Source organism: Sulfurimonas sp. HSL-1656 (genome assembly GCF_039645585.1).
Taxonomy (GTDB): domain Bacteria; phylum Campylobacterota; class Campylobacteria; order Campylobacterales; family Sulfurimonadaceae; genus Thiomicrolovo; species Thiomicrolovo subterrani.
Genome location: NZ_CP147915.1, coordinates 2468929 through 2484100 on the forward strand (window position 1 = coordinate 2468929; position 15172 = coordinate 2484100).

The following is a 15172-nucleotide window of genomic DNA, read 5'->3' on the forward strand; positions in this document are numbered from 1 at the left end:
TCGCTGTATGAGAAAGACCTGCTATACTTACCGGAAAAAAGAAACGTCAATGGACCAGCCCCTGATCTACGCCGTTACGGCCCTCGCCATCTCCGTCGTTCTCAACATCCTGCTCAAGAAGATCGGCGTCTCCCAGGTGATCGGCTATATCCTGACGGGCACGAGCATCGTCTACGCTTTCGACCTGCGCCACTTCAGCGATTCGCACGCCCTGGAACAGATGGCGGAATTCGGGATCGTCTTTTTGATGTTCACGATCGGGCTGGAACTCTCCCTGCCGCGGCTGGGGGCGCTTAAACAGATCGTCTTCGTCAACGGCCTGCTGCAGGTCCTGGTCACGGCGGTGACGGTTTTCGCCTTCGCCTACGGCCTTTTCGGCATCGGCCTCACCTCCTCCATCATCATCGCGAGCGCCTTTGCGCTCTCCTCCACCGCCGTCGTGCTCAGCTATCTCAAAAGCTCCAAGGAGATCCATCTCCCCTACGGACAGCGCGCCATGGGGATCCTGATCTTCCAGGACATCGCCGTTATCCCGATTCTGCTGCTCATCGGCTTCCTCGCCAGCGAGGGGGGAGACTGGCAGAGCACCCTGCTGCACACCGCGGAGAGTGCCGTCCTGATCCTCCTCATCCTCTTCACCGTCGGCCGGCCGCTGATGACCTGGCTGCTGCACTTCGCCGCCGACAGCGGAATAGAGGAGCTCTTTCTCGGCTCCGTTCTCGTGATCGCCGTCGGGGCTTCCCTGCTGGCCGATGCCATGGGGTTTACCTACTCGCTGGGCGCCTTCCTGGCCGGGGTCATCATCGCCGAAACACGCTATCACCACAAGGTCGAGGCGGATATCGCCTCGTTCAAAGACCTCCTGCTGGGGGTTTTCTTCGTCACTGTCGGCATGAAGATCGATATCGCTTTTTTCGCCGAGCACCTCGTCAATATCCTCGGCATCCTCGCGGCCGTCATGCTGCTCAAAAGCCTGATCATCTTCGCATTGATCCGCCTCAGCAGCCCGACGCCCGTCGCCCTGAAAACGGCGCTGTCGCTCTCCCAGCTCGGAGAGTTCTCCTTCGCCATCTTCGCCCTCGCGGCCTCGGACGGGCTGCTCGACCCGGCCCTGGAGCAGTACCTGATCATGATGGTCGTCGTCTCCCTCGTCCTGACCCCTTTTTACCTGCCGAAAGTCCACCCCTTCGTGCTCAAGCGGTTCCAGCAGAAGGGACTCCACGACAACCTTGCCCCCATCGCGGAACACCGTGACCACATCATCGTCTGCGGTTTCAGTACCGTCGGGAAGTTCGTCGCGGCCGAACTCAAGGCCCTGGGCATGGACTATGTGATCATCGACAACTCCCTCAAACATGTCAGGGAGGGGCTGGCGTGCAATGAGGCCATCTACCTCGGCGACCTCTCCAAACCGGCCATTGCGGAAGCGCTGCATACGGAGAACGCCTCCGCCGTCATCGTGACGCTCGACAACCCCGAAAAGAAAAGCCTGATCTGCGAAACGGTCCTCGCCATCAACCCGCAGGCCAACCTCGTCGTGAAAATCGTGACGCTCGAAGAGAAAAAAGGACTTGAAGCACTGCATGTCGGCCATATCGTCGACGGAAAGCATGAAGTTGCAAAGGTCCTGGTTTCCCAGGCCATGCAATGTGAAATGTAAAGTGTGGCTTAAAAACATCCCGGTAAAAGGAGGGGGGGGGAAAACCGGGATGCGCTTCATAGGTATATAAGGAGTGTATAAATGAAACTCAATGACTGCTACTGTTGTCGTTGAGACAGCGGAATTATAGGGCAGAAGAAGTAAACTGGCCGTAAATATGCAACTATAATACAAATCTTTTATGTTATGTTTAAGTATAACAAATAGTTTTACTTGGCCTTTGGCCGCCGCCCCTTTCGCTATAATGGCGCCATGCGATGGCGAGAGATCAAACACACCAAACCGAAACCGAAGTCAAAAAGCGGCCCGACAGTAACCTATGCCGACTTCCGTACGCGGGCACTGGCCTTTGTCACGGACATCTTCATGATCGGCATTCCTATCACCCTGCTCATCATGATCGTCTTCGGGCATGACCAGATGATGAACAGCGCCGGGGGGATGGACGTGCTGATGAACCCGGCCGAGGCGCAGAAACATGCCCCCAACCCCTACGCATCGATGACGCAGATGCTGCTCTATGCCGTCACCTTCGTCCTTTTCTGGCATAAAAGCGGCCAGACGCCGGGCAAAAAGATGATGCGCATCCGGGTCGTCGACGCAGCCACCTTCCGAACGGCCTCCTGGGGGCGCCTGCTCCTGCGCTTCATCGGCTATTTTCTCTCAGCTTTCACCCTGATCGGTTTCTTCACCGGCCTGTTCCGCCGCGACGGCAGGGCCCTGCACGACCTGATCAGCGGCACCGCCGTCATCAACGCCTGAATGCCCCTGCTCGTCTCCGCCTTCTACTTTTTCTACTTTGCCATCATCGGCGTCTACGTCATTTTTATGCCCAAGGTACTCGAGATGGTCGGCTACGCCCCCTCCGAGATCGGCATCATCTTCGCCAGCGCGCCGCTGGTACGCTTCGCCGTGCCCTTCGCTTTTATGCGCGGTCTCCGGCTCGACCGGACCGTATTCAACGGCGCCCTGGTGCTGATGCTCGGCGCCGCCGCCGCGTTTTTCCCCGCCCTGCCCCACTTCTGGGCACTGCTGGCCGCCAACATCACGTTGGGAATAGGGCTCAGCCTGATCCTTCCCTATATCGAAGTGATCGTTCTGGAACTGATCGGCAAGGAGCGCTACGGGAAGGTGAGGCTCTTCGGTTCGGTCGGCTTCATCCTTGTCGCCCTGGCACTGGTCAAGGTTCTGGACGCACCGCAGACAGCGCTCATTTTCTTAATGGGCACCACGCTCCTGACGGCCCTTTTCGGCTACCTCATCGCCGGGCACGATGCCAAAAAACAGGCCGAGGCGCCTGCGGCAGCCGGCAGCGGCGGCTTTACGCTGCTGACGCACCCCGGGCTCTGGCTTGGTTTTTTGCTGATGCAGATCAGCTTCGGTCCCTTCTACAACTTCTTCACCATCTACGAGACCGCCCACGGCGTCAGTCTCGACATGACCATCTACCTCTGGAGTTTCGGCGTCATCGCCGAGATCGTCCTCTTCTACTTCCAGGGGCCACTGCTGCGCCGCAACCTGCACGCCCTGCTGGAGTTCGCCGCGGGTGTGACCGTACTGCGCTGGCTGATCGTGTGGCAGTTCCCCGAAAGCCTGCCGCTGTTGTTCACCGCACAGAGCATGCACGCCATCAGCTTCGCCCTCTTTCACACCGCGGCCATCAGCTACCTCTACACCCTCTTTACGCAGAAAAAGCTGGCACAGCAGTTCTTCTTCGGGATCAGCTACGGGCTCGGGGGATTTATCGGGGCCGTCGGTTCGGGCTATATCTATGAATATCTGCCCGGGGCGCTCTTTCTCACCGCGGCGGGCGCATCGGCGCTGGCCGTCCTCGCGCTGCGGCGCGGCTAGAATTTGAAGGTGAACAGGGTCCGCTGTGAGAAATCGTCCTGCTTGATGCCGACGGCAGGGTCCGAATCGTGGGCGTATTCCACCGAGAACCCGAGGTAGAGCTGCCGGTAGATCTGCAGCTCTATCCGGGCGGAACTTACGATGTAGTAGTCGTTGATGTCGTCAACCTTGGGCTGGTAATAGCCGACGACCGTGAACTGCCCTTTATCGGACAGGGGCAGGCTGTAGGCAAGGTAACTGTTAAAGCGCAGGTTGCGTTCCAGCGGATCGACGGCGGTCGAATAGCCGATATATTCGGCATAGGCCCCCGCACCGACGAACAGCCCGCCCCACTGTCCGCGTTTCTTGTTCAACACTTTCCAGCGCACCCCGCCGCCGACCAGAGCCCGTTCCTCAATCGACTTGAACTCATCTTTTTCCATCTGAGCGAAGGCTTCCGTCGCGATGTCGGGGCCGGCAATGTTGCGAATATAACGCAGGTGGGCGAAGAGGTTGTTCGTATCCCTGACACCGCTTGCCTCGCCGTATTCGCCGCGCGCCACCCCCCAGACCACATAGGTCGTATTGCTGTCAAACTGCAGCTGGAGGCTCCCCGCGTAGTTGTCCTTCTCCGTATTGCCGCGCTTCGTCTCGAAGGCGCCGGTCAGTTCGCCGGAAAGGCCCGGCTTCTCGCCGACCTCGCGGGGTTTGATCGCCACGATGGCAAAGAGCTGAATGGAAATGAGCAGGAGAAATAGCGTACGTAACAAAAAGAGGCTCCGTCTGAAAAATCAGACGGCATTATAGTGGACTAGTAGTCGATAATCAATGAAGTCATGAAGGTCGTATCCGTACGTTCGTTCCCTGCCGGAGGGAGGTTCGTGTAATCGACCTTGTAGCTGACCCCCATCGAGAAGGTGCTGTTGATCTTGCTCTCGAGCGCCGTTTTCGAGTAAACGAAATAGTTCTGGTCATTGTCGAAGCCGCTGCGGTAGCTCGCCTCTTCGATGAACTTGAACCCCTCGACGATGATCCAGCTGAACGCCCCTTTGAGCATGTAGCCCCAGTAGTCGTTGTAGGTGCCGTCGACTTTGGTCAGGCCGGCCGTACCGTTGGGGTAGGGGTAAGGGACCTCCGTGCCGTTGACGTCGTAGTACTTGTTCATCCCCTGGTCGATGCTGTAGAGCACGTTCCCCTGGAACTCCAGGGCGTAGGGCTTTTCATCCAGGACGATCACTTTCGCACCGGGGCCGGTGTAGAACTGATAGGCGAAACCGGAGAACTTGTCATCCTTGTAGCCGGTCACGTAGTTCAAGGCAACATGTCTTGCGAACTGCCAGTCGTAGTTGAGCTCGCCGAAAAGCTTGTTCTTGTTCTCCTGGCTGTTCTCCGTGCCGTAAAGCGCATCCGCGTGGAGCTTCAGACTGTGTGCACCCCAGCTCTTTTTCCCGTTGAAATCAAGCGAGAAGGCGGTCGTATCGGTATTCCCCTGGGTCTGGACGTAACTGAGCTCCGTGTGGGTGACAAGAGGGTTCGGTTTCGGCGCCGTCTCAGCGGCGAAAAGGGCCGAAACGGCCAGGATCGGGGTCAGAAAACGTTTCATGCCTGGGGCTCCTCGTTTTCGGTGGAATCGAGATGGACATCCATCTGCGGATAGGGGATGGTGATGCCGTTGGCGTCCAGCGCGAGCTTAACCTCCTCGATGATGCCAAAGTAGGCATCCCAGTACTCCTCGGATTTGACCCAGGCGCGGACGGTAAAGTTGACGCTGCTGTCGCCGAGTTCACTCACCGCGACCAAGGGTGCAGGCTCGTCGAGCGTGCGGGGATTATCACGGATCACGCCGTACAGCACCTCTTTGGCTTTTTTGAGATCGTCATTGTAGCCGATGCCGACGACATGGTCGACGCGCCGGTGCGGCTTATTGGAGAAGTTGACGATGTTCCCTGCCGTGATTGCGGCATTCGGAACGATGATGGTGCGGTTGTCGACCGGGCTGATGGTCGTCGTAAAGAGGCTGATGCTCTCCACCGTCCCCGTTGCGCCGCCGGCCTCGACAAAGTCGCCGACCTTGAAGGGGCGGAAGATCAGGATAATGACGGCAGCGCCGACATTGGCCAGGGTGTCTTTCAATGCCAGGCCGACCGCGAGGCCGGCGGCACCGAGGATCGCCATGAACGAGGTCGTCTCGATCCCCAGCTGTCCGAGCGCCGCCATGATGACGACGACCAGCAGGACAAAATAGACGCTGCTCGACACAAACTTCGTCAGCGTCTCGTCGACACCGTATTTCGACATCGCCTTGTTTGTCACGTTGCCCAGCGCCTTCGCCACCCTTTTCCCGATCAGGAAGATAAGCAGGGCACCCAGGAGCTGCAGCGTGTAGCCGAGGGCCAGGTCAAGATAGGGACCGTACGTTTCCGGATCCAGATAAGCTTCCATTTGGAGCCTCCCGTTATAGAGTTTAGCCAGTATACCACAGCAAACAACGGCGAAAAGTTACCGCTGCCTAAAAAATGGCGTCAGGGGCCGGAGAGCGAAAAATGGTATAATCGCGGCACTATTTTTGCGCGGAAACTCTATCTCCGCCGGACAAGGCAAACAATTATGGGTCAGACTATCACCGAAAAAATCTTCTCCGAGCACGCCGGCAAAACCGTCTATGCGGGCGAGATCGTTCGGGTGCCGATCGATATGGTCATCGGGAACGACATTACGACACCGATCTCCATCAAGGCATTCGAGGACGCGGGCGCGACCGAACTGGCGAACCCGGACGGTTTCTCCATCGTCCTGGACCACTTCATCCCCGCCAAGGATATCGCGTCGGCCAACCAGGCGCGCATCAGCCGCGACTTCGCCAAGAAGCACAAAATGAAGCACTTCTTCGACGAGAAGGATATGGGAATCGAACACGCGCTGCTGCCGGAAAAGGGCCTCGTCGTCCCGGGTGACGTCATCATCGGCGCCGACAGCCACACCTGTACCCACGGCGCCCTGGGCGCCTTCTCCACGGGGATGGGTTCCACCGACCTCGCCTTTGCCATGGTCACCGGCGGCAACTGGTTCAAAGTCCCCGAGAGCATCAAAGTCGTGCTCTCCGGAAAACCGGGTCCCTTCACGACCGGCAAGGACATCATCCTCGAAGTCATCCGCATGATCGGGGTCGACGGGGCGCTTTACCGCACCCTCGAGTTCACGGGCGACACCATCGCTCACCTCAGCATGGATGACCGTTTCAGTATGTGTAACATGGCGATCGAAGCGGGTGCCAAGAGCGGGATCGTCGCCGTCGACGAGATCACCGAAGCCTTCCTGGCCGACAAAACACTGGCACGCCCGGCGAAGATCCACTACTCCGACCCGGATGCAACGTACGTCCAGGTCCTCGAGATCGACGTGGACAAACTCGAACCGGTCATCGCCTACCCGTTCCTGCCGTCCAACGGCCACAGCCTGAGCCAGGCCGTCAGCGACCATATCAAGGTCGATCAGGCTTTCATCGGCAGCTGTACCAACGGCCGCCTCAGCGACCTGCGCATCGCCGCGAAGATTTTGGAGGGTAAAAAGGTGCACGAGGACGTCCGCCTCATCGTCACCCCGGGGACGCAGCGCATCCTGCGCGAAGCGACGAAACTTGGCTACATCGACATCATCGTCGATGCCGGCGGCGTCGTCTCCAACCCGACCTGCGGCGCCTGCCTGGGCGGGTACATGGGGATCCTCGGTGACAACGAAGTCGCCATCTCCACCACGAACCGCAACTTCGTCGGCCGCATGGGTTCTCGCTCCTCCAAGGTCTACCTGGCCAACTCCGCCGTCGCCGCCGCGTCGGCCATCACCGGCTACATCACCGACCCGGCAACGATCGACTAGGTCACGCCATGTCCTGGAAGGCGATCACGCTCGGCACGGTTCTCGTCATCGCGATCGCCTGGAACGCGGCGGTCTATTTCGCCGACCGCCAGCTTGAAACAAAGCAGTACGACGGTGTCTACGACAGCTGCCACAAGGTCTGGTCCTCCCGCGGACTCTACGACACCAAAGAGGAGCGCAACTCCCTGACGGCCTTCCGCCGTGCCTTTGACGCGGGCGCGCATGGCGTCGAAGTCGACTTCAGTTACGACACGGCCACCGACCGCTTCATCATCGGGCACGGCCACCCCCGTAAAGGCCCGGACGGCAAGCCCATCTACACGGAAAAAGAGGGGGGCCTCTTCACCCTTGAGGTCCTCTTCCGGGAACTGGGCGAAGGGCACGCCTTCTGGCTTGATTACAAGAACCTCGATCACCTGAGCGTCGAAGCGACGCAAAAAGCGATCCGGCGGCTCGAGACCATCGCCATCAACGGCAGCGTGCACGACCGTCTCTACATCGAAGGCTCCAACCCCCTGCGCCTCTCCCTCTATACCGATGCCGGTTTCAAAACGCTCCTCGGTACCTTCCCGCTGCCTGATGGCAATCCGTTCGCTTCCATTGTCGTCAGTGCCTACAAACTGCTCTTCGCTTCGTTCAATATTACGGGCATCGCGATGAACTACGGCGGCATCGACAAGCCTATCTACGGGGAGAATACCCAAAAACAGCTCGGAGATCTCCCGGTGTTCGTCTTTCACATCCCCGATGATCCGTCACTGCTGCAGCAGCTGGTACACGACAGCCATGTCCGCGTCATGCTCGTCGGCCGCGACATCAGCATTGACCGCTTCGCCGTCACAGACTGCGGCCGGGATTGACGAACGGCCCGGTTCACCAAAGGAGCGCCGCCATGTCTGAAAGCACTTTTCCCCTTCCCTGCGTCATCTTTGCCGGCGGGAAAAGCTCGCGCATGGGACGCAACAAGGCCCTGCTCCCCTTCGACGGTTTCGCCACCCTCGCCGAATACCAATACGCCCGTCTCTCTCCCCTCTTCGACGCCACCTTCATCTCCGTCAAAACAACCGAGGGCTATCCGGAACGGCTCCCCTATCTCCCCGACGATCCGTCGATAACAGATTCCGCACCGACCGCAGGCTTTATCAGCGCGTTCCGGAGTCTGGGGGCGGAGCGCATCTTTGCGCTCAGCGTCGACACCCCCTTCATCAATGCTGCGGTCATCCGTGCATTGCTTTCCCGCGACAGCGGGGAGCTTGATGCCGTGATCGCCAGAACCGAGGGGGGCACGCATCCGCTCTGCGGCATCTACCACCGCAGCCTGCTGGCACGCTTTGAAACGATGGCCGCGACCGGTGATCATAAACTGGGCAGGATGCTCTCGGAGCGCCGGGTCTGCTATGTCGATTTTGAGGAAGAGCAGCTTTTCAGCAATCTCAACCATCCGTACGAATACGAAGCGGCATTGGAAAGAGTGAACAAAACAACGTAGATTCCGGAAGAAAAGGCGCCGCCGTAGGGCGGCAGGAGAGGAGAAACGTTTTTTAATGATACATCAATCATGGGGCTTACCTATAGTAGGCGGCTATAGTGCCCAAAGATGCATGTTTGGCTTTGAAAACTTCGTAGGCAAAAGGTCTGGTCCCTGTTGCACTCTCAAATCATAGAACAAATTATCCACAATTAATCCAGCACGATGATTAATTATTAAACAACAACCTGCCCATACTCTACTTTTCGCCATCAAGTTCCCTCTAATCGGCTTTACTATAAGATAGCGTTAAAAACGGGATACAATATATGCAGCTGACCCATCTGGATGAAAAAGACCGGCCGAAGATGGTCGATGTTTCCGCCAAAACCCCAACGGAACGCGTGGCGGTCGCCAGCGGTAAAATCACGATGAGCCCGGATGCCTACAACGCCATCGTCGAGGAGCGGACCAAAAAGGGACCGGTGCTTCAGACAGCCGTGATCGCCGCGATCATGGGAACCAAGAAGACCTCGGACCTCATCCCGATGTGCCACCCCCTCAACCTCAGCGGCATCAACTGCGACGTGGAAGAGCTGCCGGAGCTCCCGGGCTTCAGACTCAGCGTCACTGCCAAGCTGACCGGACAGACCGGGGTGGAGATGGAGGCGCTGACCGGGGTCAGCATCGGCCTGCTGACCATCTACGACATGGTCAAAGCCATCGACAAAGGGATGATTATCTCTGACGTACAACTCGAAACGAAACGAGGAGGCAAAAGTGGTGAATATCAACGATCTTGATCAGAAACTTGAGCTGGAATACCCCTGTAACTGGTGTTACAAAGTCGTCGGCGAAGAGCGCGAAAAACTGGAAAACGCCATCCGGGAAGTCATCCAGGAGCGCGAACACAAACTCGCCCACTCCAATACAAGCCGTACCGGGAAATATATCAGCCTGAATCTCGAACTGCTTGTGCACAACGAAGATGACCGTCAGTTCATCTTCGATGCGCTTAAAGCGCACCAACACGTCAAAATCGTTTTATAGGAGCCTTTGATGCTGGACCTGGAACAACTGCAGCGCGACATCCGCAACCATTACAAGAACCAAGAACCGATGGGCCTCGAGGCCCGCATCGCCGACCTCATCGGCTACCTGGGAAGCGAATACGGGCTGAACGAAACGGATCTGACGCTTCCGGAGATCCGGCTCGTCGTCAACACGATCCTTGCGGGGCAAACGGCAGCGTTGCAGGAGGAACTTGAAGCGCTGCTGGTACAGAAAGAGCGGATCGAGCGTCAGATCGAACGCAAGAGCGAACGGATCCAGGAAGAGAAACACCAGATTTTCAATACCCTCGAGGGGATTCTCGGCGACGCTCCCGGTGAAGCCCAGGCGAAACTGCACCAGATCAAGCTGCAGTCCATCGACCTCTTCGATATGCTCGAGGAGGTCGTCGAATCCGCCATCATCACGACCCTCGAGAAAAACCACGACATCGAAGAGACCATTGAGGAGATCTGCAAAGAGATCACCTACGAGACGCTGGGAGAGGGGCCGCTGGAGACCGGACGTATCCGCCTCGTTATCGGCAGTATTCTCCACAGTGCCGTCGAAGTCGGCGAAGCCACCCCGAACCAGGCGGAGGCGATCCTGCTCGGGACCCTACGGGGGGTGCGCAGCGGTCTCATCAAAGCCATCCGCCGTCTCAAGAAGCAGCTCCTCTACATGCCCGAAGAGCTGAAGCTGACGGCGTCGATGCAGACAGAACTTCTGCGTACCGACATCCTCTTTACCCAGGTGCTGCAGGACGAAGCGCTGCAGTGCAGCAGTGAAAGCCGTGCCCTGCTCGAAAAGCTCGCCAAAGAGATCCGCTACGACCTCGAGGAACTCGTCGAGGTCTCCAAAGAGACGGTCGACCTGATGCGCACCCAGCTCAGCCAGGCCATTTCCCGTTCGCAGGTCCTCAACTCAAAAACCGCCGCAGAGGCCAAGCGGGTCGGTATCTCCGCCTGGCGCTCGGCCAAAACGGCCCTTGAAGGCGCCCTGCAGAACGCCAAGGGAAAGATCGAAAAAAAATAGTGCCTGCCTCCCCTGCACGCCGTACGGCCTTGTCTACGCGTGCACTCTCCCATCAAATTCAACGAAAATATATTCATACTCACCCATCTTGCATGCATTCCAATTGAAACAAACGAATACTTTCAAAAATTTAGAAAAAGCGAAGAATAAAAACTTATAATGATTCGCATGAAAAAGGTATTGATCATTGTATTGCTGGTTGTAGTAGGGATTCAATTCATTCCGATGAATGTTCCCGCCGAGGTGCCGACGAAGGCTGAAGATGAACTGGAGGCACCTGAAGAGGTACTTGCCATTCTCAAACGTTCCTGTTTTGACTGTCACTCGAACCATACCACTTACCCATGGTATAGCTCGGTTGCACCCGTTTCATGGTTTACCAAAATGCATGTCAAAGAGGGTCGCGAACATATGAACTTCTCCACATGGGCAGGTTATGATGATGAGAAGAAGGCAAAGTATCTTGATAAGATCCCCAAAGCGATCAAGAGCAAAATGCCGCTTCCAAGTTATCTGATCATGCACGCAGATGCCAAACTGAGTGAAGATGATAAAAAAGTCCTCACGGATTGGGCAACCGAAGCGGCTTTCGAACTAGAGTAATCAACAGAGCGACTCAACACGCTTAAGCGTTCTTTCCGCTTCCATCTTCCGTGACGGGAGCGGACCCCCGCCCCCTACAAACACTTCCTGCTATCTCAACCATTTTCGTCCTGCTTTACCCTGCTAACTGTAATTAAGTTCCTTTCCGGGCGATTTCCCCTTCCCTGCCAAGGTAGTACCAGATTATGACGAAAACTTGAGAGCTGCAGTATCACTGCCTAAACCGTCGGCAGCCTTTCCAAACCGGTTCCGGGCCATCAGCGCAGAAGCGGAAAGAGAAAGCGGGTAATTCAACTCCCCCGTGCTACAATCGCACAAAAGGAGTTGCAATGCAGACACTGCTGTTGCTCGTGGATGACACCTATGCCGAAACACTGAAACAGTCGCTCCCAAACGACAAGGCCTGGATCCTGGATGAACGGTACGACAGCTTCCGCTGCCGGGTCCGGATCGCCCTGGAAGAGTACCGGACATCCCCCGAAGATGTTACGATCTACCACGAAACCATCGCCGATATTGACACATGGCTTGCGGAGCAGATCTCATGAAAGTCGTCGCAACTCCACGCTTCTCCGAACAACTCAAAACGCTGCTGTTGGGCATGGCCGAAACCGATGCGGAAGAGGCGAAACGGTTCAAGCTCTACCTCGACACCATTCTGCTCAACCTGCCGAGCAAAGCGCAGAAATACAAACCCTCTATCTATAGTAATGAGACGGATGTCCGGGATATCGAGCACCAGGGGTGTACTATTCCATTTTATTATGACAGCGCTGCGTCTGCCTGCGTGCTTTTGGGAATTATTGACAATCGTGTATAAAACTTAACGGATTTTGATTTTTTATTACTAGTATGAAAGCGGCAGATATTTTAAGCTATACTTATTTAAATTTTATACATTTGTTATAATAATATTTTTAAGTCATGTAATTACCGCCGTTTTTGTTTCATTTCGTAACGATATCCGGCGTAGCGGTTTAGCATTCACTCTGAATACACGTTTCGTATTGTATACTTACGTTTGATAAGATCGTGATATTGGGTTCAGCGCCTGTAAAGACAGCACATCAACAGTCGAATAACGTAAAGTTTCCGATGGTTGGTGTGCTGTTTTGGTCTTATGACTATCGAAATAGTAATTAGTAAAGTTATTAATAAAAAGGGAGGAAGAATGAGAAACGAACATTCTCAACACGATGCTGAAAACGTGTCGGCCGAAAGAAGAAACTTCTTCAAAAAAACCGCCGCACTCTCAGCCACGGCGATCGCCGGTGCCGGAATGCTCTCCGGTACACGTGCGATGGCCGAAGATGATCCTGTCATTATGAACACACCGGACTGGGGTCACAAGATCGGCTATCCGGTCACAAAAAACCGCTACGGTATGCCTTCACCGTACGAGCACAACATCACCCGCCGCAACGCGCAGCTCCTCTCTTCAGGAAACTGGCAGGCATCTATCGCGATGTGTCCGATCCAGGACCTCAGCGGTATCATGACGCCGAACGGCCTCTTCTTCAGCCGCTGCCACGGTGGTATCCCGACCATCAACCCGAATGAATGGCGCCTGATGATCCACGGCCTTGTCGAAAAGCCGCTGGTTCTGACGCTTGAGCAACTCAAGCGCTACCCGAACGTCAGCCGTGTTCACTTCGTCGAGTGTCCGGCAAACGGCGGCCCGGAATGGCGTGGACCGCAGTTCAACTCCATCCAGTTCGCAAAAGGGATGATGAGTAACGCCGAGTGGACCGGCGTCTACCTCAAAGACATTCTCAAAGACCTCGGCCTCAAGCCGAGTGCAAAATGGATGCTCGCAGAAGGTATCGACAGCTCTCACATGGGCCGTACCGTCCCGGTTGACAAAGTACTCGACGATGCAATGATCGTTTGGGGTCAGAACGGTGAAGCCCTCCGTCCGGAGCAGGGTTATCCTGTCCGCCTCCTCCTCCCGGGCTGGGAAGGGAACCTCTGTGTCAAATGGCTCGGACGCCTCGAGTTTGCTGCTGAACCGTTCTACGCGAAAGAAGAAACAGCGAAATATACGGCGCTCAAGCCGTCCGGCAAAGCAATCCAGCACTTCTATGCGAACGAAGTCAACTCCATCATCACCTCACCGTGCCCGGAAAAACCGTGGACGGACCTGAAAGCCGGCGACATGGTCGAGATCGAAGGTCTCGCATGGAGCGGTATGGGTACGATCGAAGGTGTCGACGTCAGCTTCGACGGCGGAAACAACTGGGTCGAAGCGAAACTCAAAGGTCTTGTCCTTCCGAAGTCCTGGACTCGCTTCAGCTTTATGTACAAATACGAAGGCAAGCCGCTGATCCTCGCGAGCCGCGCACGCGATGACGCAGGCTATATCCAGCCGACAATCGATCAAGAAACCGCAGTGATGGGTGTCGAATCTGTTTACCACAGAAACGGTATCGCCTCATGGGAAGTCACTGCAGAAGGGAAGGTAAACAATGTTCAAGTTCGATCGTAAATTTATTCTTGGTGCTTCCGCAGCGGCAGCGGTCGCTATGCTCGCTACGGGCTGTGTCGAAAGCGGCGACGCTGCGGCACCGACGGCATCCAACGGCGACAATGTCCTTACCTATGCAAACGGCAAGCGTGTTATTGACGGTGGTCGCTACTATGCAACCGTCAACGGCAAAAGCGGACCGTACTATGTCAATACCGATGCGGAAAACGGCGGTTACACATACGGACGTACACCGACAGCCAACGAACTCGAAGCATGGAACACGACGGTAACGCCGTGGCGTCTGCCGCCGAAAGGTGAAGGTACCGCCGAAGAAGGTGAAGCCGTCTACGAAGCAAAATGTGTTATGTGTCACGGCGACTTCGGTTCCGGCGGCGGCGGATACCCGGCGCTTTCCAAAGGGAATGCATACGACAACGTGAAGAGCCTCAAATTCCAGCGTACGACTCCGGATGCCGAAGGCCCGATCCGTGTCTTCGGTAACTACTGGTCTGAAGCGAGCACCCTGTGGTGGTACATCATGGAAGGTATGCCGCACCCGGATACCCGTACGCTGACAGACGATGAAGTCTATGCACTCGTTGCCTATATCCTGAACCTCAACGAGATGGAGATCGACGGCGAAGAAGTTGATTACGAATACGTTCTCGACCAGGAGAAATTCGCGAAGATCGTTATGCCGAACAAAGACGGTTTCGAACCGGTCATCGACGGTGAAAACGGCCTCGAGAACGTCCGTACTTATTTCGCGGATCCTGCAAACTTCGGTGCACAGAAGATCGCTTCTGCGGACGAGCGCTGTATGAGCAACTGCCAGAAAGAGACGGCGAAAGTCGTTCCGATCTCTATCGAGCAGAAAGAGTTCCTCCCGCCGCTTTCCCAGGTACGTGACCTGCCGGAAGTTGAAAACACTGCAGGCGTAGACCTCGAAGCGAAAAACACTTATGAGTCCAGCTGTGCCGTATGCCACGGTGCTGCGGGCATGGGTGCTCCGGTGGTCGGCGACAAGAAAGCGTGGGAAGCGGTTGTCGGCAAGGGTATGGATCAGGTCTATGCACGCGCCATCAACGGTACCGACGCAGGTATGCCTCCGAAAGGCGGTACGGACCTGTCTGACGACAAACTCAAGGCAGTGGTTGATTACATGATCAGCCAGAGCAAGTAA

The 15172-nt window shown here is 56.2% G+C and carries 17 protein-coding genes; 14 read left to right on the plus strand and 3 right to left on the minus strand.

Features of this window, described 5'->3' with window-relative positions; all coding sequences use genetic code 11:
* The first annotated feature begins 49 nt into the window (after positions 1-49).
* The 3 genes from WCX49_RS12750 to WCX49_RS12760 all read left to right on the plus strand — a co-directional run bounded on the left by WCX49_RS12750 (position 50) and on the right by WCX49_RS12760 (position 3511).
* The gene (locus tag WCX49_RS12750) at positions 50-1660 is read left to right on the plus strand and encodes a cation:proton antiporter (protein WP_345985450.1); all 1611 of its coding nucleotides are present in this window, start codon (positions 50-52) and stop codon (positions 1658-1660) included.
* A gap of 252 nt (positions 1661-1912) precedes the next feature.
* Positions 1913-2422 carry an RDD family protein gene (locus tag WCX49_RS12755; protein WP_345985451.1) on the plus strand — a complete coding sequence of 170 codons (510 nt, stop codon included), beginning with the start codon at positions 1913-1915 and terminating at the stop codon, positions 2420-2422.
* A complete protein-coding gene (locus WCX49_RS12760; RefSeq protein ID WP_345985452.1) occupies positions 2423-3511 on the plus strand; it encodes an MFS transporter in 1089 nt (362 codons plus the stop codon).
* On the opposite strand, the gene WCX49_RS12765 is transcribed toward WCX49_RS12760, so the two are convergent.
* Genes WCX49_RS12765 through WCX49_RS12775 form a run of 3 tightly spaced genes read right to left on the minus strand, consistent with a single transcriptional unit; the run spans position 3508 to position 5932 of the window.
* Positions 3508-4260 (minus strand): DUF481 domain-containing protein, encoded by a 753-nt coding sequence (locus WCX49_RS12765; protein WP_345985453.1) that lies wholly within the window; start codon positions 4258-4260, stop codon positions 3508-3510. The genes WCX49_RS12760 and WCX49_RS12765 overlap by 4 nt on opposite strands.
* Positions 4261-4301: 41 nt before the next feature.
* A complete protein-coding gene (locus WCX49_RS12770; RefSeq protein ID WP_345985454.1) occupies positions 4302-5093 on the minus strand; it encodes a DUF481 domain-containing protein in 792 nt (263 codons plus the stop codon).
* Positions 5090-5932, minus strand: coding sequence for a mechanosensitive ion channel domain-containing protein (locus tag WCX49_RS12775; protein ID WP_345985455.1), 843 nt, complete (start codon positions 5930-5932; stop codon positions 5090-5092). The genes WCX49_RS12770 and WCX49_RS12775 overlap by 4 nt, the downstream gene beginning before the upstream one ends.
* A gap of 165 nt (positions 5933-6097) precedes the next feature.
* Between WCX49_RS12775 and WCX49_RS12780 the strand changes: the two genes are divergently transcribed.
* The 11 genes from WCX49_RS12780 to WCX49_RS12830 all read left to right on the plus strand — a co-directional run bounded on the left by WCX49_RS12780 (position 6098) and on the right by WCX49_RS12830 (position 15172).
* Complete coding sequence (locus WCX49_RS12780; RefSeq protein ID WP_345985456.1) at positions 6098-7366, plus strand: 3-isopropylmalate dehydratase large subunit; 1269 nt, start codon at positions 6098-6100, stop codon at positions 7364-7366.
* 8 nt (positions 7367-7374) lie between these two features.
* Positions 7375-8226, plus strand: coding sequence for a hypothetical protein (locus WCX49_RS12785; RefSeq protein WP_345985457.1), 852 nt, complete (start codon positions 7375-7377; stop codon positions 8224-8226).
* A gap of 32 nt (positions 8227-8258) precedes the next feature.
* Positions 8259-8855 carry a molybdenum cofactor guanylyltransferase MobA gene (gene mobA / locus WCX49_RS12790; protein ID WP_345985458.1) on the plus strand — a complete coding sequence of 199 codons (597 nt, stop codon included), beginning with the start codon at positions 8259-8261 and terminating at the stop codon, positions 8853-8855.
* A 308-nt stretch (positions 8856-9163) separates the two neighbouring features.
* Positions 9164-9637: a cyclic pyranopterin monophosphate synthase MoaC gene (gene moaC / locus WCX49_RS12795; protein ID WP_345985459.1), complete on the plus strand. Its 474-nt coding sequence runs from the start codon at positions 9164-9166 to the stop codon at positions 9635-9637.
* Positions 9618-9884: a DUF493 domain-containing protein gene (locus WCX49_RS12800; RefSeq protein WP_345985460.1), complete on the plus strand. Its 267-nt coding sequence runs from the start codon at positions 9618-9620 to the stop codon at positions 9882-9884. The genes moaC and WCX49_RS12800 overlap by 20 nt, the downstream gene beginning before the upstream one ends.
* Before the next feature lie 9 nt (positions 9885-9893).
* Positions 9894-10919 carry a hypothetical protein gene (locus tag WCX49_RS12805; RefSeq protein WP_345985461.1) on the plus strand — a complete coding sequence of 342 codons (1026 nt, stop codon included), beginning with the start codon at positions 9894-9896 and terminating at the stop codon, positions 10917-10919.
* A 168-nt stretch (positions 10920-11087) separates the two neighbouring features.
* The gene (locus WCX49_RS12810) at positions 11088-11522 is read left to right on the plus strand and encodes a heme-binding domain-containing protein (RefSeq protein WP_345985462.1); all 435 of its coding nucleotides are present in this window, start codon (positions 11088-11090) and stop codon (positions 11520-11522) included.
* A gap of 329 nt (positions 11523-11851) precedes the next feature.
* Positions 11852-12070: a hypothetical protein gene (locus WCX49_RS12815; RefSeq protein ID WP_345985463.1), complete on the plus strand. Its 219-nt coding sequence runs from the start codon at positions 11852-11854 to the stop codon at positions 12068-12070.
* On the plus strand, positions 12067-12342 hold the full coding sequence (locus WCX49_RS12820; RefSeq protein ID WP_345985464.1) for a hypothetical protein: 276 nt from the start codon (positions 12067-12069) through the stop codon (positions 12340-12342). The genes WCX49_RS12815 and WCX49_RS12820 overlap by 4 nt, the downstream gene beginning before the upstream one ends.
* Positions 12343-12693: 351 nt before the next feature.
* Positions 12694-14007, plus strand: coding sequence for a sulfite dehydrogenase (gene soxC, locus WCX49_RS12825; protein ID WP_345985465.1), 1314 nt, complete (start codon positions 12694-12696; stop codon positions 14005-14007).
* Entirely contained in the window at positions 13988-15172 is a 1185-nt protein-coding gene (locus WCX49_RS12830; protein WP_345985466.1) for a c-type cytochrome, read from the plus strand. The genes soxC and WCX49_RS12830 overlap by 20 nt, the downstream gene beginning before the upstream one ends.

Coding starts and splice junctions, on each gene's coding strand:
- WCX49_RS12750 (WP_345985450.1), top strand. CDS start 50: ATGGACCAGCCCCTGATCTACGCCGTTACGGCCCTCGCCATCTCCGTC.
- WCX49_RS12755 (WP_345985451.1), top strand. CDS start 1,913: ATGCGATGGCGAGAGATCAAACACACCAAACCGAAACCGAAGTCAAAA.
- WCX49_RS12760 (WP_345985452.1), top strand. CDS start 2,423: ATGCCCCTGCTCGTCTCCGCCTTCTACTTTTTCTACTTTGCCATCATC.
- WCX49_RS12770 (WP_345985454.1), bottom strand. CDS start 5,093: ATGAAACGTTTTCTGACCCCGATCCTGGCCGTTTCGGCCCTTTTCGCC.
- WCX49_RS12775 (WP_345985455.1), bottom strand. CDS start 5,932: ATGGAAGCTTATCTGGATCCGGAAACGTACGGTCCCTATCTTGACCTG.
- WCX49_RS12780 (WP_345985456.1), top strand. CDS start 6,098: ATGGGTCAGACTATCACCGAAAAAATCTTCTCCGAGCACGCCGGCAAA.
- WCX49_RS12785 (WP_345985457.1), top strand. CDS start 7,375: ATGTCCTGGAAGGCGATCACGCTCGGCACGGTTCTCGTCATCGCGATC.
- mobA (WP_345985458.1), top strand. CDS start 8,259: ATGTCTGAAAGCACTTTTCCCCTTCCCTGCGTCATCTTTGCCGGCGGG.
- moaC (WP_345985459.1), top strand. CDS start 9,164: ATGCAGCTGACCCATCTGGATGAAAAAGACCGGCCGAAGATGGTCGAT.
- WCX49_RS12805 (WP_345985461.1), top strand. CDS start 9,894: ATGCTGGACCTGGAACAACTGCAGCGCGACATCCGCAACCATTACAAG.
- WCX49_RS12810 (WP_345985462.1), top strand. CDS start 11,088: ATGAAAAAGGTATTGATCATTGTATTGCTGGTTGTAGTAGGGATTCAA.
- WCX49_RS12815 (WP_345985463.1), top strand. CDS start 11,852: ATGCAGACACTGCTGTTGCTCGTGGATGACACCTATGCCGAAACACTG.
- WCX49_RS12820 (WP_345985464.1), top strand. CDS start 12,067: ATGAAAGTCGTCGCAACTCCACGCTTCTCCGAACAACTCAAAACGCTG.
- soxC (WP_345985465.1), top strand. CDS start 12,694: ATGAGAAACGAACATTCTCAACACGATGCTGAAAACGTGTCGGCCGAA.
- WCX49_RS12830 (WP_345985466.1), top strand. CDS start 13,988: ATGTTCAAGTTCGATCGTAAATTTATTCTTGGTGCTTCCGCAGCGGCA.